At 37.4% G+C, this 20,774-nt stretch carries 24 protein-coding genes; 15 read left to right on the top strand and 9 right to left on the bottom strand.

Features of this window, described 5'->3' with window-relative positions; all coding sequences use genetic code 11:
* Positions 1-30 precede the first annotated feature (30 nt).
* The 6 genes from EWU22_RS03275 to EWU22_RS03255 form a co-directional block, all read right to left on the bottom strand.
* Positions 31-987, bottom strand: a complete 957-nt coding sequence (locus tag EWU22_RS03275; RefSeq protein WP_130924393.1) for a hypothetical protein — start codon at positions 985-987, stop codon at positions 31-33.
* Between the two features lie 50 nt (positions 988-1,037).
* Positions 1,038-1,217: a hypothetical protein gene (locus tag EWU22_RS03270; protein ID WP_130924392.1), complete on the bottom strand. Its 180-nt coding sequence runs from the start codon at positions 1,215-1,217 to the stop codon at positions 1,038-1,040.
* A gap of 167 nt (positions 1,218-1,384) precedes the next feature.
* Positions 1,385-1,558: a hypothetical protein gene (locus EWU22_RS13205; protein ID WP_161566778.1), complete on the bottom strand. Its 174-nt coding sequence runs from the start codon at positions 1,556-1,558 to the stop codon at positions 1,385-1,387.
* 269 nt (positions 1,559-1,827) lie between these two features.
* Positions 1,828-3,117: a hypothetical protein gene (locus tag EWU22_RS03265; protein ID WP_130924391.1), complete on the bottom strand. Its 1,290-nt coding sequence runs from the start codon at positions 3,115-3,117 to the stop codon at positions 1,828-1,830.
* A 48-nt stretch (positions 3,118-3,165) separates the two neighbouring features.
* Entirely contained in the window at positions 3,166-3,480 is a 315-nt protein-coding gene (locus tag EWU22_RS03260) for a hypothetical protein (RefSeq protein WP_130924390.1), read from the bottom strand.
* 28 nt (positions 3,481-3,508) lie between these two features.
* Positions 3,509-3,778, bottom strand: coding sequence for a hypothetical protein (locus tag EWU22_RS03255; protein WP_130924389.1), 270 nt, complete (start codon positions 3,776-3,778; stop codon positions 3,509-3,511).
* Between the two features lie 417 nt (positions 3,779-4,195).
* On the opposite strand from EWU22_RS03255, the gene EWU22_RS03250 reads away from it, so the two are divergent.
* The 6 genes from EWU22_RS03250 (at position 4,196) to EWU22_RS03225 (ending at position 10,664) form a co-directional block, all read left to right on the top strand.
* Complete coding sequence (locus EWU22_RS03250) at positions 4,196-4,519, top strand: DUF3467 domain-containing protein (RefSeq protein ID WP_130924388.1); 324 nt, start codon at positions 4,196-4,198, stop codon at positions 4,517-4,519.
* A gap of 114 nt (positions 4,520-4,633) precedes the next feature.
* Complete coding sequence (locus EWU22_RS03245; protein WP_231962636.1) at positions 4,634-6,088, top strand: tagaturonate reductase; 1,455 nt, start codon at positions 4,634-4,636, stop codon at positions 6,086-6,088.
* A 194-nt stretch (positions 6,089-6,282) separates the two neighbouring features.
* Positions 6,283-7,686, top strand: a complete 1,404-nt coding sequence (uxaC, locus tag EWU22_RS03240; RefSeq protein ID WP_130924386.1) for a glucuronate isomerase — start codon at positions 6,283-6,285, stop codon at positions 7,684-7,686.
* A gap of 3 nt (positions 7,687-7,689) precedes the next feature.
* Entirely contained in the window at positions 7,690-8,700 is a 1,011-nt protein-coding gene (locus EWU22_RS03235) for a sugar kinase (RefSeq protein WP_130924385.1), read from the top strand.
* Positions 8,701-8,702: 2 nt separating this feature from the next.
* Complete coding sequence (locus EWU22_RS03230; RefSeq protein WP_130924384.1) at positions 8,703-9,365, top strand: bifunctional 4-hydroxy-2-oxoglutarate aldolase/2-dehydro-3-deoxy-phosphogluconate aldolase; 663 nt, start codon at positions 8,703-8,705, stop codon at positions 9,363-9,365.
* Between the two features lie 21 nt (positions 9,366-9,386).
* Entirely contained in the window at positions 9,387-10,664 is a 1,278-nt protein-coding gene (locus EWU22_RS03225; protein ID WP_109321938.1) for an MFS transporter, read from the top strand.
* Between the two features lie 48 nt (positions 10,665-10,712).
* Here EWU22_RS03225 and coaBC read toward each other — a convergent pair whose 3' ends face one another.
* The gene (gene coaBC / locus EWU22_RS03220) at positions 10,713-11,942 is read right to left on the bottom strand and encodes a bifunctional phosphopantothenoylcysteine decarboxylase/phosphopantothenate--cysteine ligase CoaBC (protein ID WP_317127079.1); all 1,230 of its coding nucleotides are present in this window, start codon (positions 11,940-11,942) and stop codon (positions 10,713-10,715) included.
* A 30-nt stretch (positions 11,943-11,972) separates the two neighbouring features.
* Here coaBC and panC point away from each other — a divergent pair, with 30 nt between their 5' ends.
* On the top strand, positions 11,973-12,851 hold the full coding sequence (panC, locus tag EWU22_RS03215) for a pantoate--beta-alanine ligase (RefSeq protein ID WP_130924382.1): 879 nt from the start codon (positions 11,973-11,975) through the stop codon (positions 12,849-12,851).
* Positions 12,829-13,644 carry a 3-methyl-2-oxobutanoate hydroxymethyltransferase gene (gene panB / locus EWU22_RS03210; RefSeq protein WP_130924381.1) on the top strand — a complete coding sequence of 272 codons (816 nt, stop codon included), beginning with the start codon at positions 12,829-12,831 and terminating at the stop codon, positions 13,642-13,644. The genes panC and panB overlap by 23 nt, the downstream gene beginning before the upstream one ends.
* On the opposite strand, the gene panD is transcribed toward panB, so the two are convergent.
* Positions 13,641-13,991, bottom strand: coding sequence for an aspartate 1-decarboxylase (gene panD / locus EWU22_RS03205; protein WP_109321934.1), 351 nt, complete (start codon positions 13,989-13,991; stop codon positions 13,641-13,643). The two genes, panB and panD, sit on opposite strands and share 4 nt — an antisense overlap.
* A 69-nt stretch (positions 13,992-14,060) precedes the next feature.
* On the opposite strand from panD, the gene EWU22_RS03200 reads away from it, so the two are divergent.
* The 7 genes from EWU22_RS03200 (at position 14,061) to EWU22_RS03170 (ending at position 20,281) form a co-directional block, all read left to right on the top strand.
* Complete coding sequence (locus EWU22_RS03200) at positions 14,061-14,789, top strand: type III pantothenate kinase (protein ID WP_130924380.1); 729 nt, start codon at positions 14,061-14,063, stop codon at positions 14,787-14,789.
* Between the two features lie 303 nt (positions 14,790-15,092).
* A complete protein-coding gene (locus EWU22_RS03195) occupies positions 15,093-15,893 on the top strand; it encodes a UDP-2,3-diacylglucosamine diphosphatase (protein ID WP_130924438.1) in 801 nt (266 codons plus the stop codon).
* A 1-nt stretch (position 15,894) separates the two neighbouring features.
* Positions 15,895-17,082, top strand: a complete 1,188-nt coding sequence (locus EWU22_RS03190) for a glycosyltransferase family protein (RefSeq protein WP_130924379.1) — start codon at positions 15,895-15,897, stop codon at positions 17,080-17,082.
* Positions 17,083-17,249: 167 nt separating this feature from the next.
* The gene (locus EWU22_RS03185; RefSeq protein ID WP_130924378.1) at positions 17,250-18,176 is read left to right on the top strand and encodes a metallophosphoesterase family protein; all 927 of its coding nucleotides are present in this window, start codon (positions 17,250-17,252) and stop codon (positions 18,174-18,176) included.
* Between the two features lie 9 nt (positions 18,177-18,185).
* Positions 18,186-19,097, top strand: a complete 912-nt coding sequence (locus tag EWU22_RS03180; protein WP_130924377.1) for an N-acetylneuraminate synthase family protein — start codon at positions 18,186-18,188, stop codon at positions 19,095-19,097.
* 3 nt (positions 19,098-19,100) lie between these two features.
* On the top strand, positions 19,101-19,904 hold the full coding sequence (locus tag EWU22_RS03175; RefSeq protein ID WP_130924376.1) for a sterol desaturase family protein: 804 nt from the start codon (positions 19,101-19,103) through the stop codon (positions 19,902-19,904).
* 68 nt (positions 19,905-19,972) lie between these two features.
* Positions 19,973-20,281 (top strand): DMT family transporter, encoded by a 309-nt coding sequence (locus EWU22_RS03170; RefSeq protein WP_231962630.1) that lies wholly within the window; start codon positions 19,973-19,975, stop codon positions 20,279-20,281.
* On the opposite strand, the gene EWU22_RS03165 is transcribed toward EWU22_RS03170, so the two are convergent.
* Positions 20,278-20,763, bottom strand: coding sequence for a KdsC family phosphatase (locus EWU22_RS03165; RefSeq protein WP_130924375.1), 486 nt, complete (start codon positions 20,761-20,763; stop codon positions 20,278-20,280). The genes EWU22_RS03170 and EWU22_RS03165 overlap by 4 nt on opposite strands.
* Between the last annotated feature and the right edge of the window lie 11 nt (positions 20,764-20,774).

Raw genomic sequence — 20,774 nt, 5'->3', positions numbered from 1 at the left:
ATGTTTTTGTATTAGATCAATTGATTCTTACTATTTAATTAATTCCATAGAATTTTCTAAAGAGTTATTAATCGCTGAAGATAGTTTTTTGAAATTTCTATTTTCCTCAAATTCCTTCCAAAAATTTGAATCAAAATTTGACTTTCCTGATATCAATATCTTCTTTTGAAAATTTCGTGGTAACTCATTTGAAAAATAAATTTGAGAAGGTATAAATTCATCTATTGCTTCATATCTATCTGAAACATGCGATTTTTTGGAAGAAAAAATTAATTTATGCTTATGATTAAAGAACTTCAAATTTTCAAATGGATATTGTACTGATGTTGAAAAAATTTCATCTTGATTTAATATGATTTTTGAAGAATTACCTAAAAATTTGATTTCTTTTTCGAAACCATTATTTTCCTCATAGTGAAAACTAACGAGAGCATTTGTATTTTTTGTAAAATTTTTGAAATCTGTTTGCAAATGAGGTAATGTATTTAATCTCATGCCAAAAAATACTTTTCCCTGTTTATAATATTTATACTTTTTCGACAATAAAAACCTAGACGCTAAAATTTCATAGCCAACGCTCTCTTTTTCCCATGTACTAATTATCCATTTAATTTTTGCATCTGCAAAAACATCCAAAGTATCATTTTTAGTCTGAAAGCCTCTATAATATCCTTCAATGATAATGTATTTATTTGGGTTACCTTTTACAACAACATCATTTAAAATAATTGACTTGGGTGAAAGATTTACAACTTTAGAAAAAGACTTACTTTCAAAATTATGATAAAGAAAATGGCTAAATGTAACTGGGAAATCTTCCTCTTTTATCAAATCAATTTCCCCATTTTCGTTCGTCGTGGTTAATAAAATGCCTTTATTATTAAACACTTCTACATTTGAAATTGGTTTTTGACTTGTATTATCAAGAATTAAAACTTGCGACTTCCCAATAAATGAGATTAATATCAGAAATAAAAAATGTTTCATAGCCTTAAATTAAATAGGGGAGCAGGTAGGCCACCCCCTATTTATTTACATTAGAATATCCTTTTCCCAAATAAGGTTAAATGACATTCAGTATTGTGTTTAATTCCATCTAAAACACCTGTTAAAACAAAACTAAACAAAACTGCCTCTTCACTTCCTCCCGTGATTATTTTGATTTCGTTTGCATTTAATTCTTGTAGGGTTAGGTTATTTAAGTCATTAATTTTCATATTATTTCAATTTTAGATTATTTACCTACTCTCTTTCAGGCTTTTCGGTAAGCGCCTTTGTCCATTGCAATGACATATCAAAACTAATTAAGACAAAGGTCTAAAAAAATCCCCCCTAGGTAGTAATTTGGTGGTATTTTAGTAGGAGATTAGGCATCTTTCATGAGCTAATCCTCCTCCTTTCTGAATTCATCTATACTTTGTATTTCACGTTTACCCGTTTTATCATCCACTAATTCTAATTTATAGTGATTTTTAATCCATCCCGGAATTGGAATGCATTTGAAATAATACACCTGACCTTCCTTCACCGAATAGGTAGAGCGGAGCTTTTTAAACATGGCTTGGCTTTCCACCTGCAGTTCAGATATGTTACTATACTCCCTCTTGATATAGGAAATAACCGGTAATTAGATCAATTCACCATTGAGCTTAAATCTTCCTTTTTTGAGTATGAAATACAAATATTTTAATATCGAATTATGGTAGGTATAAATCGTTATTTTCTTACTTGAATCAGCCATTACGCTCCTATTCGCTCTTGCAACATGGACGAATAAAAGCCCTATTATTATGATTGAATATAGTTTTTTCTTCATTTTTATTCTTCTTATTTAGTATAAATACTCATTCCTAATGCCACATTAAATGCATCTCCTAAATATGGGTCCTGCGGAACAAAACCCTGTGTCTTAGCTCGTAAGGTTAAGTCGAGGGAAATCCATTGTAAAGGAGACGACTTTTTGGTTGGAATCAACAAACCTAGTTTACATTCCAAGGAGGCTCCCATTTTACCCTCAGTCGTATTAAAATCTAAACCCTTAGGCTGATTCCAACATTGGGTAGTTGCATTTATCATCAATCGGTTTTTCCATGGATAATCTACCAGCGAAAAGCCTCCTCCCCAAAAATACCTTTGGTTATTCCCAAATTGTCGCAGAAAGGCGCGAACATTCCAATTTTGATTTTTTTGGATATACACATTCTCCTCCATCATATCTCCAAAGGGGGCCAATATATAGCCTGCCCCAAACCCAACATTTAAAGTAGGGTTAACCGCCAAGGTAGTCTTACCTATGAATAATGGACTGAGTAAATTCAACAAGGACAAATAGGCTACTTTTTTCAAATACCCCTTTTCACTTTCATTCAGTTCTTGATGGTTAGTATATCGCTGAAAAGGCATATCAGGTCGATGCAAGTGGCGAACCGCACCTAATACATCATCACCAACTATATCCCGATCATTTTCATTACTCTCCAATGGATGAATTCGCCTATTTAGATTTAAACCGCTAAACAACATGTAACTCACTATTCCCAATTTTCTACCAAAAAAATCGCCATAAATGTTTTCCAATTTTTCTTTTTGAAACATGAGCAATTCCTCTTCCATTTGCAATAAGGAGAAGTCAGATTCTAATCCAGCAGTATGCAAACGAATGTAATTAGGTAAATCACTGCCCCTGAGGTGCATCAACGTTTCATCGGAAACACCTGTCACTTTGGCTACGCCATTGGAAAATACAGGGGAAGAAACTGATCCAATATTTAAAGCCGTTAAAACGGAACGGTGACCTTCTTCATGAGTATAAGGAATAAAGTAGCTAGTAGGTAAAAAGAAATTAAATATAGCTAATGGAAATTTCCATTTTTTAGGTAAACTAGTATTTATTACACGTGAAAAAATTCGATAGGTAGATAAATAGTTTTGATTAAACTGCCTCATGGTATAAGGCCTAGTTGTATAATCAATTATAGTAAAACCATATGCATAAGCATTATCAGACTTTTGCTTGTTCCAATGTACCTTTTCTTCCTTTTTGGTTGAATCAGTAAAAGCATAACTTGAAAATGATATTAAAAGGGCCAATAGACTACATAATCGGAAAAATTGCATCTTTACATTCTATATTAATTATCAATAGATTTCTAATTCCAAGTTACCTTATCCCAACCCCACCAACCCAAACGGCCGCTCTAACCACAGATAAATCCCATAAATAATGATAGCCAAAGTAGCTATTCGAGATTCTTGAAAAAGGGAGGGATACCTACTTTGATCTACGAACATGCGTCCTATTAAATAGAGACTTATTAAAATCAAAGCCACTAAAACATAACGGGTATCAACTACAAAATAGGTAAAGGGAATCCAATCCAAGGTTTTGATAAAATCCACTACGGGCATGATGAAAGATGCCAATACAAGGAAGATATTGGCGTACCAAGACGTCCAACGAAAGGATAGTAAATTATTCATGGTCCTACATGTAGATATTCTGATTTGACTATTCAGAAGGATAAAAACTTTGTCCATTCAATCGCTTCCGCTCATACACCTTTGCCTTGTTCGATTTTTTATCAATAATCATGTATCCAGACTGGTGTAATATCGGATTAAATAAATCCACACCTTGATATCGTTTATTAATTTTCAATTTTGGAATTGGACTGGGGACGACCAATTTCTTGACAGGCGAAGTACTCGTAGAAAAAAACAGAAATATGGCTAGGTTGATCACGATCAAATCCAAGCTCCAAGAATTAAGCTTGTTCATTTTAAATGCCTAGATAAAACGTGATTTCTACCTTCGAGATATCCATTTTTTATCTCTTTGAAATTAATGGCAATCAAAAACGCCAAACATACGAATGCTATAAATAGCAAACGGCCTGCAAAGTCTTTCATAATTATTACTGGTTAGGTGACAGGATAACGGGCTTATTGTGCCAAGTAATGGCGAAAAAAGCCTCAGCAAAGATGGCTATTCCAAGAATAATGTTTCTTGCGAAAACGCAAGAAATAAATATTACCTCTAAAATATCAAGTTTGAATTCCATCGAATTAGCCCAATAATCCTCCTTTAGTTCGCCACTATCAATTGATAATTCCCCAAATTAGTCCCCTGAAAAAGACGCTTATACACGCATAATTCCTAATATTTCTTTAAATTTAAACTTCCTATTTTTATGCTATGAAAAATCCAAATCCAGAAGAAAACCAGTTAAACATTGAATTGCCTGAAGAGATTGCAGAAGGTGCTTATGTCAACCTGGCATTGATAGCCCATTCTCCTTCCGAATTTGTCATGGACTTTATTCGAATTTTACCTGGAATTCCCAAAGGAAAGGTGAAGTCGAGGATCGTCATGACTCCCGATCATGCTCAACGATTACTGATGGCGCTTCAAGAAAATATTCAACGCTATGAAGAAGCTTTTGGACCTATCGCCAAAGACTTGGACAACCCTGGTTTTCAATTTCCCATGAACTACAATGGCCCCATAGGCGAAGCGTAAACGTTTGCATTTTTATTCCATTAAAATAGGCCTAAAATTTTACGTATACATAGGGTAAATACCCTTACTTTTCTACTTTAGAAAGGTATATTAACCATTTTTATATTAATGGCCATGCCCATTCTCAACCAAAAACTAGTTAGCGAAGGTGCAATTAACACCCAGCTACCCCTCCAATATCCTTCTCCGGAAGTATTTACTTATCCAGAGAAAATCCTTCAATTTGGAACCGGTGTCCTACTGCGAGGTTTATGTGATTATTTTGTAGATAAAGCCAATCGTCAAGGTGTTTTTAAAGGCCGCGTAGTCCTAGTTAAATCTACTTCCAAAGGAGGTGCAGATGCTTTTGAAGCGCAAGATGGTCTGTATACGCATTGCATCAAAGGCATTGATGAAGGCAAAGAAGTGGAGGAATATTTGATTAATTCATCCATCTCCAGAACATTAACAGCTTCCAAAGAATGGGATACTATTTTGGCTTGCGCAAGCAGTCCAGATATGCAAATTATCATCTCAAACACCACCGAGGTAGGTATACAATATGTAGCGAATGATGCCATCAGTGGTGGATGTCCAAGCTCTTTCCCTGCTAAATTAGTAGCTTTTCTTCATGCCCGTTGGCAACATTTCGGTGGAAGCAAAGAATCAGGCATGGTCATCATCCCAACGGAATTAATCATCAATAATGGCGATGTGTTAAAGGACATTGTTTTGAAATTGGCCAATGATCATCAGCTCTCTGCCGACTTCATTCAATGGCTACAAACCGCCAACCATTTTTGTAATTCACTGGTAGATCGCATTGTGCCTGGGGCACCAGATACAGCTACAAGAACTGCCATTTGTGATCAATTAGGTTATGATGATTCTTTAGTGATCATTTCAGAAGTATATCGTTTATGGGCTATTCAAGGTAGTTCAGACGTTAAGAAAATCTTGAGTTTTGCATCCGTTGATTCAGGTGTAGTGATTGCGGAAGACATTGAAATTTACCGTGAGTTGAAACTTCGTCTCTTGAACGGAACACATACCCTCATGTGTGGGATGTCCTATTTATTAGGATTCCGTTTAGTAAAGGATGTCATGAGCAATTCGTATTTGAGCAAATTGGTGATGAACCTGATGCTGACGGAATTAGCTCACTCCATTCCTTATAAAATGGATTTCAAAATTGCCGATCGCTTTGGTCGTTCGGTGTTGGACCGCTTTAAAAATCCGTTCATCAACCATAAATTGATTGATATCACGGTTCAGTACACGACCAAAATGAGAATGCGGAATATTCCTCTATTGGTGAATTATTACCAGATTTTTGGGAAAGCTCCCGAGCTTTTTGCCATGGGTTTTGCGGCCTACTTACAGTTTATGCATGCCGTAAAAGTAGAAGATGGCAAATATTTTGGGGAATGTAATGGGGAGTTCTACCCAATACAATGTGACTATGCTGCTTATTTTTATGAGGCTTGGAAAGATTTAAACTTAACAAAACTATTGGCTGATGAGAAGCTTTGGGGGCATGATTTAAGTGCTTTGCCAGGCTTTGAAGATGCGGTGAAGAAATACCTTTAATAGGGATTAGGGATTAGGGATTAGGGATTAGGGATTAGGGATTAGGGATTAGGGATTAGGGATTAGGGATTAGGGATTAGGGATTAGGGATTAGGGATTAGGGAAAAATGCAGAATTGACTTTGCTTCTACTCCATATTTTCAAATAATATTCTTTCATTTTTACATTCTTCATTCTACATTAATTAAAACACGATGAAGGCTTTTTTAAACGAAGATTTTTTATTGCAGTCGAGCACCGCTCAGACATTATACCATCAATATGCGGCCCACATGCCCATCATTGATTACCATAACCATTTAGTGCCTCAACAGATTGCGGAAGACAAGCAATTTGATAATATAACACAAATATGGCTTTATGGCGACCATTACAAATGGAGAGCCATGCGGGCACATGGAGTCAACGAGCGCTACATCACCGGAGATGCCACCGATGAAGAAAAATTCATGAAATGGGCTGAAACCGTTCCGTATACGATGCGTAACCCATTATACCATTGGACGCATTTGGAATTGCAACGCTATTTTGGCGTTACTGAAGTACTTAATGCCGAGTCAGGTAAGCGCATTTACGACCATTGTTCCGCTTTATTGCGCAGCAAAGAATACTCGGTTCGGAATTTATTGAGAAAAATGAATGTCAAAGCGCTTTGCACGACAGACGACCCTATCGATAATTTGGCATATCACCAATCCATCGCAGCGAGTGGTTTTGAGATCAAAGTATTACCTACTTTCCGTCCAGATAAAGCCATGGCGGTGGATGATGAATTAACTTTCATAGAATATGTGAATGCCTTGAGCCAGGTAAGTGGTAAACAAATCAATCACCTCCAAGATTTTAAAGATGCGATTCAAGAACGTCACGATTTCTTTCATTCTGTTGGTTGCCGTTTGAGTGACCATGGTTTGGAACATATTTATGCAGAAGATTATACCGAAGAAGAAATCGAGCTTATTTTCACTCGCTTGCATTCTGGCAAAACCATCAATAAAAAAGAAAAATGGCAGTTTAAATCAGCTATGCTGGTATTTTTTGCTCATTTAGATCATTCCAAAGGATGGACTCAGCAGTTTCATTTGGGGGCATTGAGAAATAATAATAATCGACTTTTAAGTAGTTTAGGCCCTGATACGGGTTTTGATTCTATCGGGGATTTTGAACAAGCTAAGTCCTTATCGAAATTCTTAAATACGCTAGACACAACGAACCAATTAGCTAAGACGATTTTATATAACTTGAATCCAAGAGATAATGAATTGTTTGCGACCATGACAGGTAATTTTCAGGATGGAACAATCGTTGGAAAGATTCAATTTGGCTCAGGTTGGTGGTTTTTGGATCAAAAAGACGGCATGGAGAAACAAATCAATGCCTTGTCGAATATGGGGATGTTAAGTCATTTTGTAGGGATGTTAACTGATTCTCGTAGTTTCTTATCTTTCCCAAGACATGAGTATTTTAGAAGAATACTTTGTAATTTGATTGGTCAAGATGTAGAAAATGGCGAATTGCCAGCAGATATGGAATGGTTAGGGAAATTGGTTAAAGACATTTCATATACCAATGCCTCCCAATTTTTTAATTTTGAATAAAGCATGAAAAAAGTAGTTACGTTTGGAGAAATCATGGGGCGACTAAGTCCTCCAGGTTATGGGAGAATAGTACAAGCACAGTCGCTCAATTTGACTTTTGGAGGGGGAGAAGCGAATGTTGCTGGTGCTTTAGCTCATTTAGGAATTCCTGCAGCTCATGTCACTAAATTTCCTGATCATGAAATGGGACATGCCGCTACTTCTTATTTCAAAAAAGTGGGAGTAGACATGCAGTATGTTCAATATGGGGGCAATCGTTTAGGTTTGTATTTTACTGAATTTGGAGCCGCTATGCGCCCAAGTAAAGTAGTTTATGACCGAGCAGATTCTTCCTTTGCCCATTTAGATCCCAAAGAATTTAATTGGAAAGAAATCTTAAAAGATGCTCAGTGGTTTCATTGGACAGGCATAAGTCCAGCTATTTCCGAATCAGCTGCACAGGCTTGTCGGGAAGCCATCAAGGTCGCCAATGATTTAGGAATCACTGTTTCTGCCGATGTCAATTACCGTAAAAACTTATGGCAATATGGCAAATCGGTACAAGAGGTGATGCCTGATTTGATTGCAGGTTGTGATATCATCGTTTGTGGAAAAGGAGATGCCGAAGATATTCTGAATATTGTTCCAGATGGAAGTACCAAAAGTGGTTGGGAATCCGTAAGTAAACAAATCATGGCACGTTTTCCTCGAATTAAAAAAATCATTAATACCAAGAGAGGTCAAATTTCAGCATCACAAAATACCTTGTCGGCTACTTCATTCAACGGCAAACAAGTATTGAAGTCGGAAACAGTAGAAATAAGTCAAATAGTAGATAGAATTGGCGGCGGAGATGCTTTTATGGCTGGATACATTTATGGGAATCTAATTCTGAAAGATGAAGCTCAGTCCTTATCATTTGCTGTTGCTGCTTCCGCATTAAAACATACGATCGAGGGGGATATTAATTTAGCCAACTTAGATGAAATAGAAACCGTCATGAAGGGAGACCTGACAGGACGCTTAAAACGATAACCATGGCAAGAAATTCTTCCGAAGTTGTATATCAACGCATTCAAGAGACACCTATCGTCCCATTATTTTTTAATGCCGATTTATCCATTGCTACGAGCGTATTAAAGGCTTGTTATGATGGAGGAATCCGCGTTTTTGAATTTACCAATCGAGGCAAAGAAGCCCCATATATTTTTGCCAAAGCCATGGAATATGTGGAGAAAGAATGTCCGGATTTAGTATTAGGAATTGGTACAATTTATGATGCCAAACAAGCCAATGAATTTATTCAAATGGGCGCTGATTTTATGTTGCAACCATTCATTACAGAATCTGTTGGGGAAGTGTGTGGTAAGCATGACATTCCATGGATGCCAGGCGCCATGACATTAACAGAAATCCGTCAAGCAGAAATTTGGGGAGCTAAAATCGTTAAGATATTTCCAGGTAATGTAGTGGGGCCAGCTTTTGTTAAGGCATTAAAAGGACCTATGCCCAATACCCAAATCATGGTTACGGGTGGAGTAGAACCAAATAAAGAGAGTTTGAGTACATGGTTTAATGCAGGTGCAGCCGCGGTAGGTATGGGTTCACAATTATTTCCGGCTGATTTGATTGCCAAAAAAGATTATCAAGCTATTGAACAAATGATTGCCCAATTAATTACAACTTATCGGGAACTGTAACCCAAACAAAACCTCAACCTTATGGAAATTGGAAAATACCGTTGGAAAATTTGCGCATTACTATTCTTTGCCACTACGATCAACTACTTAGATAGGCAAGTGATTGGTTTATTAAAGCCGGTTTTAGAAGACCAATTTAATTGGACAGAAACAGATTACTCCAACATCGTTATTACCTTTCAAGCTGCCTATGCGATTAGTTTGCTAGGTTTTGGCGGCATTATTGATCGAATCGGAACTAAATTGGGTTATTCTATTTCCATCGTAGTTTGGAGCATCGCAGCTATGTTGCATGCTTTGGCAACAGGAACTTTGAGCTTTGCTTTCATGCGTGGATTATTAGGTTTAGGTGAAGCTGGGAACTTTCCTGCTGCCATCAAAACAGTAGCCGAATGGTTTCCTAAAAATGAAAGAGCTTTAGCCACAGGTATTTTTAATTCTGGTGCCAACATTGGAGCGGTTGCAGCCCCTATTTTAGTGCCTTGGATTTTAGGTGTTTATGGCTGGGAAATGGCCTTTATTGCTACTGGAGCCATTGGGTTTATTTGGTTAATTTTTTGGTGGTTATTTTATGAAGTTCCTTCTAAACACAAAGAATTATCTCAAGCAGAATTTGATTATATCCATGCCGATAAAGAAGAAAAAGATGAAAATCAGGAACCTGTTAAATGGGCTAAATTATTTGGCTTCCGTCAGACATGGGCCTTTTTCTTTGGAAAAATGTTGACCGACCCAATCTGGTGGTTCTTCCTATTCTGGTTACCTTCTTATTTCTCCGAGCGTTTCCAATTGGATTTGAAAAAACCAAGCTTAGAATTGATTATCGTATATACCGCCACGACTGTGGGAAGTATTGGTGGAGGTTGGTTATCGGGTAAATTAATTAACCTAGGTTGGCCGTCTTTCCGAGCTAGGAAAATCACTATGCTAGGTTTTGCTTTAGCGGTAGTGCCCATCATGTTAGCTCGTTATTGTGATAATATTTGGCAAGCAGTAGCCTTGATCTCTTTGGCTGCCGCCTCTCATCAAGCATGGAGTGCCAATATTTATTCCATTGCTACGGATATGTTCCCGAAGAAAGCGGTTAGCTCTGTGATTGGAATTGGCGGTATGGCGGGTTCAGTGGGTGGTATTTTCTTCCCTATGATTGTGGGGTCTTTATTAGATAAATATAAACTTTTAGGCAACATCAACGATGGTTATAACATCATCTTCTTGCTTTGTGGTAGTGCTTATGTTTTGGCTTGGCTAATTATCTATTCTTTAGCTCCCAAATTGGAGACTGCTAATATTGATTAATCAATATTTATTTCAAATTAGGCGTGTTGAGCAATCGACACGCTTTTTTTATTCCCATTGCTGAAATAAATCTACTAACTCTTGAGCAATAGCCTCTTTTGATTTCAGGCTACAAGTATGTCGTTCGCCAGAAGCATGAAAGACTTGAACTTGATTGGTATCCAAACCAAAACCAGCTCCAGGCTGTTTTAGTGAATTCAAGACAATCGCATCTAGATTTTTTCTTTGTAACTTATCCAAGGCGTTCGTTTCTTCATTTTCTGTTTCCAAAGCAAAGCCAATCAATTTTTGATGGCTTCTTTTTTGTGTACCCAAGTAGGCTAAAATATCCGTTGTTTTTTCTACCAGTATATCTAGTGTGCTCTCCTTTTTCTTGATTTTTTCGCTTGCTACAGTGGCAGGTCTATAATCTGCTACTGCAGCAGCCATAATAGTCCAATCTGAATTAGGAAATTCTCGAAGACAAGCCTCTTCCATTTCTTTGGCAGAAACAACTGAAACACAATGAATACCAGAAAATGCAGGTTTCAAGGCCATAGGGCCAGCAATTAAGGTTACATCAGCTCCCTGTAAATAAAAGGCCTCCGCCAAAGAAATACCCATTTTGCCTGAAGAATGATTGGAAATATAGCGAACTGGGTCTATTGCCTCTTGGGTAGGTCCTGCACTAATCAATACTTTTTTACCATACCAGCTTTTGCCTCTACCAATTTTTTCAACTAGTTCCAGCAAAATTTCCTCTGGTTCTGCCATGCGTCCTTCTCCATGTAGACCACTGGCTAGAAACCCGGTATTCACTGATAAAATATGATTACCAAAGGATTGTAACTTTCCTAGATTCTGCTGAGTTGAAGGATGCTTATACATATCCTCATCCATCGCTGGGGCAATGAAGATGGGGCAACGGGCCGACAAATAAGTGGCTATAACAATGTTGTCACATAAGCCATTAGCCATTTTACTCAGGGTATTACACGTAGCTGGAGCGATGATAAAAGCATCAGCCCAAAGGCCGAGTTCAACATGATTATTCCAAATATGTTGATCATGAAAATCAATCCAGACGGGGTTATTGGAGAATGTGGAAAGTACTAATGGAGAAACAAAGTCTTTGGATGCAGATGTCATTACTACACGTACTTCTGCCCCATTTTTTTTCAATAATCGAACTAAAAGTATGGCTTTGTAAGCGGCAATACTGGCACTAATTCCGACGATGATTTTTTTACCCTGTAACATAGCATTGGAAAAGGTCGGCAAGTAACGAAATTTGCACAAAATAAGGTAATTTTAGTGCCAAATTCGACCATGAAGATATTTGAAACAAAACAGGCATTGCAAGATTTCATCGATGAACATCGGTCGAAAAATGACCTTATTGGATTTGTACCAACCATGGGTGCTTTGCATGAAGGTCATTTATCACTCATAGAGAAGTCTAAGGAACAAAGTGCCGTTACAGTTTGTAGTATATTCATCAATCCCACCCAATTCAATGACCCAAAGGATTTTGAAAAGTATCCAAAAACCATAAAAGAGGACTTACAAAAACTAGAATTAGCTGGCTGTGAGGCCGTTTTTCTTCCCGCGGTTTCGGAAATGTATCCTGAAGGAATGCATCAATTACCACATTATCCCTTAGGTAGATTGGAGGAGCTTTGGGAGGGGGCACATCGTCCAGGACATTTTCAAGGTGTCTGTGTGATTGTGCATCGTCTGTTGGAAGCTGTTCAACCAGATTTGCTATTTATGGGAAGTAAAGACTTTCAGCAGGTAGCGGTCATTCGACAATTATTAGCTCAATACTCATTTGAACCAACCATAGAATTAATCTCTTGTGAAACCGTTCGTGAGGCGAGTGGTTTAGCGATGAGTAGTAGAAATGTTCGACTTAGCCCTGAACAAAAAATTCAAGCCTTGGCTATTTATCATGGTTTTGATACGATTCAAAAAGCCATAAAAGAACAAATAACTTGCAGTACAAAAGAATTAGAGCGACAATTTGCTCAACAATTATTGGATGCTGGCTTTGAATCCGTGGATTACATAGCCTTTGCGGACCCTAAAAGCTTAGAACCCATTATAGATCTCTCTCAAACCTTTGTTGTATTAGTGGCCGCTTTTATTGGCGGGGTCCGACTGATTGACAATCAACTATTTCCCCATGAGCTATTTAAAAGAGTTTAAAAAAATCACGACTCAAAGTCTACAAATCATGAAAAAGCAAGGAGAAAAAATCTCCATGTTAACATGTTACGATTTTTCTATGGCCAAATTGTTGGACCAATCAGGTGTGGATGTTTTGCTGGTAGGAGACAGTGCAAGTAATGTGATGGCGGGTCACGAAACGACCCTTCCTATTACTTTGGAACAAATGATTTATCATGCTCAATGTGTCGTTAGAGGTACGGAAAGAGCATTAGTTTTAGTGGATTTACCATTTGGATCTTATCAATCCAATAGTGAAATCGCTCTTTCTTCAGCGATTCGGATTATGAAAGAAACGGGAGCGCATGCCATTAAGTTAGAAGGTGGGCAAGAAGTCCTAGACAGTATCAAAAAAATAGTCAAGGCAGGTATCCCAGTAATGGGACATCTCGGATTGACTCCTCAAAGTATATATCAATTTGGCTCTTATGGAGTTAGAGCCAAGGAGGAAGAGGAGGCTAACCTGTTAGTAGAAGAAGCTAAGATGTTGGAGGAAGCGGGTTGTTTTGGAATAGTTTTGGAAAAAATCCCAGCTGATTTAGCGAAAAAGGTAAGTGAAAGTTTACATATCCCAAGTATAGGCATAGGCGCTGGAAAACATTGCGATGGTCAAGTTTTGGTCATGCATGATATGCTAGGTATAAACACGGAGTTTAAACCTAGATTTCTACGTCGTTATTTAAATTTAGGAGAATTGATTCCTCAGGCCGTTAAAAACTATGTGGCTGATGTCAAAAATCAAGACTTCCCCAATGAAGCAGAATCTTATTAAGCCAAACGATTACTGGCATTTGGAAATACGACAGTTGGTTCAAAAGTTTTCGCCGCTTCAAAGTCCATTAAAGCATAAGAAATAATGATCACAATATCTCCAACTACGGCTTTTCTAGCAGCGGGACCATTGAGGCAAATGATGCCTGATCCTCGTTCGCCTTTAATTAGATAAGTTTCAATTCGTTCTCCATTATTGACATTAACTACTTGAATTTTTTCATGTTCCAACATGTTGGCAGCATCCATCAAGTCGGCATCCATGGTTAGACTTCCTACATAGTCAATATTGGCTTCTGTGACAGTGGCACGATGCACCTTCGATTTTAATATTTGTATTTGATACACAATTTTGGTTTTTGAGAGTATACAAATTTACGAAAAAGAAATATTTAACTTTGTTAACAAATCAAATGAATGATGGTACTTTGCTTGGATTTTGGAAATTCTCAGTTAAAATATGCTTGGGTAGAGGCTGATCATATCGTTGATTTTGGCATTTTAAGTGATACAAACTTTGAATCAATATCTCAAATCTGCCAGAATAAGGCCATTGATTCCATCATTCTAAGTAGTGTAATTGATGTTCCAACCGAACTAATAAATGCCTTAGAAAATTTAGATCCATTTCATCAACTTAGTTCAACTTCATTGACGCAGGTGGACTATTCGAATTACGATAAATCGACATTAGGTGTGGACCGAATATGCATAGCAGAAGGGGCTCAAACTTTATTTCCTACTAGCAATCATTTGAGTATTTGCTTGGGAACCTGCATTACGTATAATTGGATTGTAGATGGTAGTTTTAAAGGAGGGGCTATAAGTCCTGGCCTTATGATGCGAACAAAGTCCATGCATGATTATACGGCACATTTACCCCTAATTTCTCCTCAAATGGACTTCCCTTTATTGGGTCAAACGACATCAAGTAATTTACTTGCTGGTACAATGAATGGGATATTATTAGAAATTCAGGGATATATTTTAGCATTAAGAAAACAAGATCCCGAAATCGTAATACTTATATGTGGAGGAGATGCTCCATACTTTGCACCTAGATTAGAAGATTCAGCTATTCATTTTGAAAATGACTTAATTTGGAAGGGCTTAGCTGCATTGGCTCATTTGAATTTAGGGCTTTAATTCTCAACGCTGTCAAGGTTTTAAACCTTGACAGCGTTAGGCAAATCTACCCTATTTTCTCTCATACTTTCAACATAAAGCTGATATACTTTTCATTTTATCAAGTAGCTTATTTTAACATAATTATATCAATAAGCTGATTGGTCTATTGTGCAAAAAAGGACAATTTTACCAACGCTGTCAAGGTTTAAAACCTTGACAGCGTTAAGAAAAAAACCAGCTGAAATTTAACCATAGCTTAACGCCCCCCTAACATAAACATCTGATAACCAATGTAGTTTTGAAGTAGAAAAACTACGCATGATGAGCGTTAACTACCAACCCACTTACAAGACCATCGTTATTTCCGACTTACACTTAGGAAGTAAGGGGTCTAAAGCCAAAGAAGTCAATGAATTTCTAAAAGCTTATTCCTGCCACCAACTCATTCTAAATGGGGATATCATTGACGGTTGGCAATTAAAAAAAGGAGGCGAGTGGAAGAAAAAACACACAGGATTCTTCCGTGCTGTGTTAAAAATGATGGATCGCTGGGATACTGAAGTCATTTACCTGAGAGGTAACCATGATGATTTCCTAGACCAAATCATTCCATTAAAAATAGGAAAACAGTTTTCCATTCGGAGAGACTATACCTTAAAATCATTTGGTAAGAAATATTTTATCACGCATGGTGACATATTTGATAGTATTACAAGTCAGATGAAATGGTTAGCCTATTTGGGGGACATCGGGTATACCTTTTTATTATGGGTCAATAAATGGTACAATTACCTCCGTGAAAGACAAGGTAAACCCTATTATTCTTTGTCTCAAACCATCAAGCAAAAGGTAAAAGCGGCTGTTAATTTCATCTCCGATTTTGAAGAAAAACTTGTCGAATTAGCCATTGCTCAAGAGGCGGATGGTATTATCTGTGGGCATATTCATAAAGCTGAAATCAAACAAATCAATGGAGTTTCCTATATGAATTCGGGAGATTGGGTGGAATCATTAACGGCCCTAGTGGAAACGCATCAAGGGGAATGGCAAATTCTACACTATCCTGACTTTGATTTAAAAACAGAATTAAAAGAAATCTTAAGTGATCAAATGACCCTCTAATATGGGAAAGTATATATGCACCGTTCAAGGAGAAGGCAGGGGGCATTTGACCCAAGCCATTTCGTTAAGCCAAATTGCTCAAGAAGCTGGCCACGAAATCATAGCTTATGCCGTTGGTTCTACCAATAATCGTAAAATCCCCAGTTTTTTTACAGATTTCATTGGCGACAAACCTCTTTTACAATATGAGAGCCCTTCCCTATGTTATGGAAATGGCAAAGCTGTCCAAGTAGGCAAAACCGCCTTTCAAGCATTCTCCAAATTCAAAACTTATTGGAAAAGTGCCTCTGAGTTAGCTGAATTTATTGAAGCACATCAACCCGATGGAATCATCAATTTTTACGAATCCATTACAGGACTTCACCAATGGAGAACAGGCTCTAAAACTCCCTGTCTATCCATAGGACACCAATATTTATTACTAAATCGCCATTTTGAAAGTATTCCAGAAAAGAAAATAGATCAATTTTTCCTAAATCTAAATACTAAAATAACGGGCATAGGCTCCAAGAAAAAATTAGGGCTTTCCTTTTTACCTTTAGAAAACGACCTCCAAAGAAATATAGAGGTAATCCCCCCACTACTACGTAAAGAAGTCAAGGCCCTACAAGCTAAGCAAGGAAAAAATTGGTTAGCCTACTTAACACATTATCGATTAGCTGAAGACATCATGGCATGGTCTAAACAAAACCCTGATGTTCAGTTGGATTGTTTTTGGGATCATCCCACACATAAGGAAATCTTCCATTTTTCCGAAAACTTAACTTTCCATCCCATCAATGCGGAGAAGTATTTGGAAAAAATGTCCCAATGTGCCGGACTTATTTCTACGGCTGGATTTGAGTCCATCGCCGAAGCTATGTACCTCTCCAAACCAACCATGATGGTTCCTGTGCCCAACCACATCGAACAGATGATCAATGCCTTTGATGCTTCCCATGCAGGAGCTGGACTAGCTGCCAAAACATTTGACTTAAGTCTTTTCAAAGACTATCAACATGTGCACCATACTGATTATTCTAAATATCAAGATTGGATTCAAGAATCTTCAAGATTAATGGACTTTCATTTGAGAGAACTTATTCAACCTAAGCAAGAGAAAAAACGCATTTGGAAATCAATTTTAACCAAGCGAATTAACTGGACATTACCTAAAAATAATGGGGGATTATCCATGCCAAAAATTTAATCAACTTTGACATTCCCCCCTTTTTACTGGGCTTTACTGTTCGATTATCGTCTAGCAACAATTCGGTATTAATTATATCAAAAAAAACACAATTCCATAATTTTCAAGAAAAACTGAGGTAAAACTAAAATAGGAAATTTGAGAAGAAAATTTGACTCAACCACCCTATGAATAGAAGGTCTCTACTACAATCCTTAGGTTTAGTTGCCAGTTCATTCAGCCTACCATCTATGGGAATGGCCAATACCATTTCTCATACAAATACTAAACCATTTAGAATTGCACACATAACTGATGTGCACATGATGCCCTTGATAGGTGCGGCAAAAGGTCTCGAAAAATGCTTAACCCATATCCAAAATTTGCCCCTGAAACCCGACTTGATTATCAATAGTGGAGATGCCATTATGGATGCACATCGAGGAGGACGGGGAATTGCCGAAAAACAATGGAGGCTGTGGAATGAAGTTTTAAAAGACTCACTTTCTACTCCCATTATCCAATCCATAGGTAACCATGACATTTGGTGCAAAAATGAAAGTCCACAAAGTATAATCGATGGCAAAAAATGGGCACTTGACGAATTGAAAGAAAACAAGTGCTACCTATCCAAAGATTTGGGGGCCTGGCATTTGATCAGCTTAGATAGCATTAGTCCTAACCAAGAAGGGCAATGGTATACTGGACGCATTGATGAAGAACAATTGGATTGGCTGAAAAGTGAATTATCTAAGATTCCTAGATTAAAACCGGTGATGATTGTCTCTCACATCCCTATTCTTTCCGCTTGCATCTTTTTTGATGGAAAAAGATTTGAAAAAAATCAATGGACTGTTCCTGGCAAATGGATGCATGAAGATGCCAGTGAATTAAAAGACCTATTCTTAAAATACCCCAATGTCAAATTAGCCATCAGTGGGCACATTCATTTACTAGATCGTGTCGAATATAATGGTGTAACCTATTGCTGCAATGGAGCGGTAAGTGGCGCTTGGTGGTCTGGAGATTATCAACAAACAAAACCCGGATACGCCATTATTGACTTATATCCTGACGGACGTTTTACCAATACTTACACAACATATCAATCTTAAATAGACCTTATGAAACAAATTACTTTAAATACTGGAAAAACGATTGGAGAAGGTAGTCCATGTTACATCATCGCAGAGATTGGAATCAATCACAATGGATCTTTGGAAATAGCAAAACAACTAATTGATGCCGCAGTAGAAGCAAAAGTGAGCGCTGTTAAGTTTCAAAAACGTACTCCAGAAATCTGTGTTCCAAGAGATCAATGGGAAATTATCAGAGATACGCCTTGGGGTAAAATGACTTACATCGATTATAAAAGAAAAACTGAATTTGGGATTTTGGAATACTCGGAAATAGATAATTATTGTAAGTCTAAAGGAATCGATTGGTTTGCTTCTGCATGGGATGAGCCATCCGTAGATTTCATGGAACAATTCAACCCTGTGATGTATAAATTGGCATCTGCTTCATTAACCGACGATTCTTTGATTCGTAAAATATGTGCAACAGGCAGACCTATCATGATTTCAACAGGGATGTCACGTATTGACGAAATTAGTTTTGCTGTGGATTTAATTAAAGAATATGGTGATTATCCATTAATGATTGCACATGCTACTTCTGCCTACCCATGTAAACCAGAAGAGTTGAATTTACGCATGATTCAGACCCTTAGAAATATGTATCCTGAATATATCATTGGGTACTCAGGACATGAAACAGGATTAAGCACAACCGTTTCTGCAGTTGCGATTGGTGCTCAATTTGTGGAGCGCCACTTTACCTTAGATCGTGCCATGTGGGGGTCGGACCACGCTGCTTCTGTGGAGCCTCAAGGCTTTGTTCGCTTAGTAAAAGATATACATGATACTGAATTGTCTTTAGGAAATGGTATTAAACAAGTTTACGAAAGCGAGATTGGCCCCATGAAAAAACTTCGTGTTAATATCACGGAAAATAGGTTAGTAGACGTGTTGTAACAAATGAAATTGCTTGATGTCAATATAATTTGTTTCGTTTCTCTCATTCTAGGAGTTGTACTATTAATATTTTTAGAAAGGAAGCACCCTTACCGAAAGGGTGTTCCCTTTTTTAGGGATGGGTTCTGGACGGATCTAATTTCCTATGCCATTATTCAAAGCTTTCTACTCAAAATAATAATCTTTGATTACATCATCGCTCCCATCAATCATTCTATCCATGGGAAATTCCATCTTTCTATAAGCGAATGGCCCATCGGATGGCAATTAGTTTTCTTTCTATTTACTCATGACCTCTACATTTACTGGTTTCACCGCTGGCAACATGCCAACAAGGTATTATGGAGAACGCATGAAGCTCATCATTCTAATCAACAAATTGATTGGATTGCAGGAGCACGCTCTCATTCCATAGAGATTATCATCAACCAAACCATTGAATTTCTCCCTATAATCATATTAGGTGCAGATCCGATTATTATCCCCATTAAAGGTTTAGTGGATGGATTATGGGGCATGTTCATTCATTCTAACATTCGAGTGAGCCTGGGTAAGTTAAAATACATCATCAATGGCCCCGAGTTTCATCTTTGGCATCATGCCAATCATCGTGAAGTCTTCCACGCAAATTTTTCAACTAAATTTAGCTTTTGGGATGTGATTTTTGGAACTTTATATGAGAGCCCAAATCAACCCAGTTCTTGGGGCTTGTATTATAAATTTCCTAAAAACTATTTCGCCCAGCACTGGTATGCATTTTACCGGTGGACATTTGAACCTTGGGAAAAAAAGCGAGAAGACACATGATTAAACCTTGGCTGTATTTATTTGTTGCATCAATTTTTGAAACAGGCTGGACCTATTCTTTAAAGTATATGAATTTTGAAAAATTCAAACTTGCCTGGAGTCAACATTCTCCTTTCTCCGCCACTTTTTTAACAGAGCTTTTCCCATTTCTAGGTTATATTATTTTCGGAATTGCCAATATCTACTTCCTTTCAATTTCATTAAAAGATATACCTACAGCCACAGCAATAGCTGTATGGACCGCATTTTCATTAGTCCTCATCAAAATTACCGATGTATTCTATTTTAAAACACCAACAAATTTCATGGAAATCGCTTTCTTAACCTTGATTGTTATTGGAATAATTGGTCTAAAACAGTTTTCTGCCTCCAACTAATATATTCCTTGAGCTTGAAGAATTAGCTCTGCCATTTCTCTAAAGCATCCTTCTCCTCCCTTCATGGAAAGAACTCTAGATGCTACTTTTTTTACTTGATCTAAAGCGTCTGCTGGACAAAAAAATACGCCTACAAAAGGCAATACAACTAAATCATTAACATCATCACCAATATATGCCACCTGATAAGGTTGAAGGCCATATTTTTCTAGTATCTCAGACAATACTCTTTCTTTGTCTTTTATTCCTACATGTAACTCTGAAATTTGAAGCTTCTCCGCTCGCTTAACTAAAGAAGGTGATATTTCTCCAGTGATAATTCCCGTTTGAATTCCACCTAATTTACGCAATCGTTCTACCCCCATTCCATCTCTAATATTAAATTTTTTCAAGACTTCACCTGATTCTCCATAATACACCCCTCCGTCTGTCAAGACACCATCGCAATCCGTCAAAACTAATTTAATGCTCTCTAATTGCATTTTATATAAGA

The sequence above is a fragment of the Aquirufa nivalisilvae genome, from assembly GCF_004307455.1.
Classification (GTDB): Bacteria; Bacteroidota; Bacteroidia; order Cytophagales; family Spirosomataceae; genus Aquirufa; species Aquirufa nivalisilvae.
The sequence above is the reverse complement of the archived record's forward strand: the minus strand, read 5'-3'. Positions and strand labels throughout refer to the sequence as shown.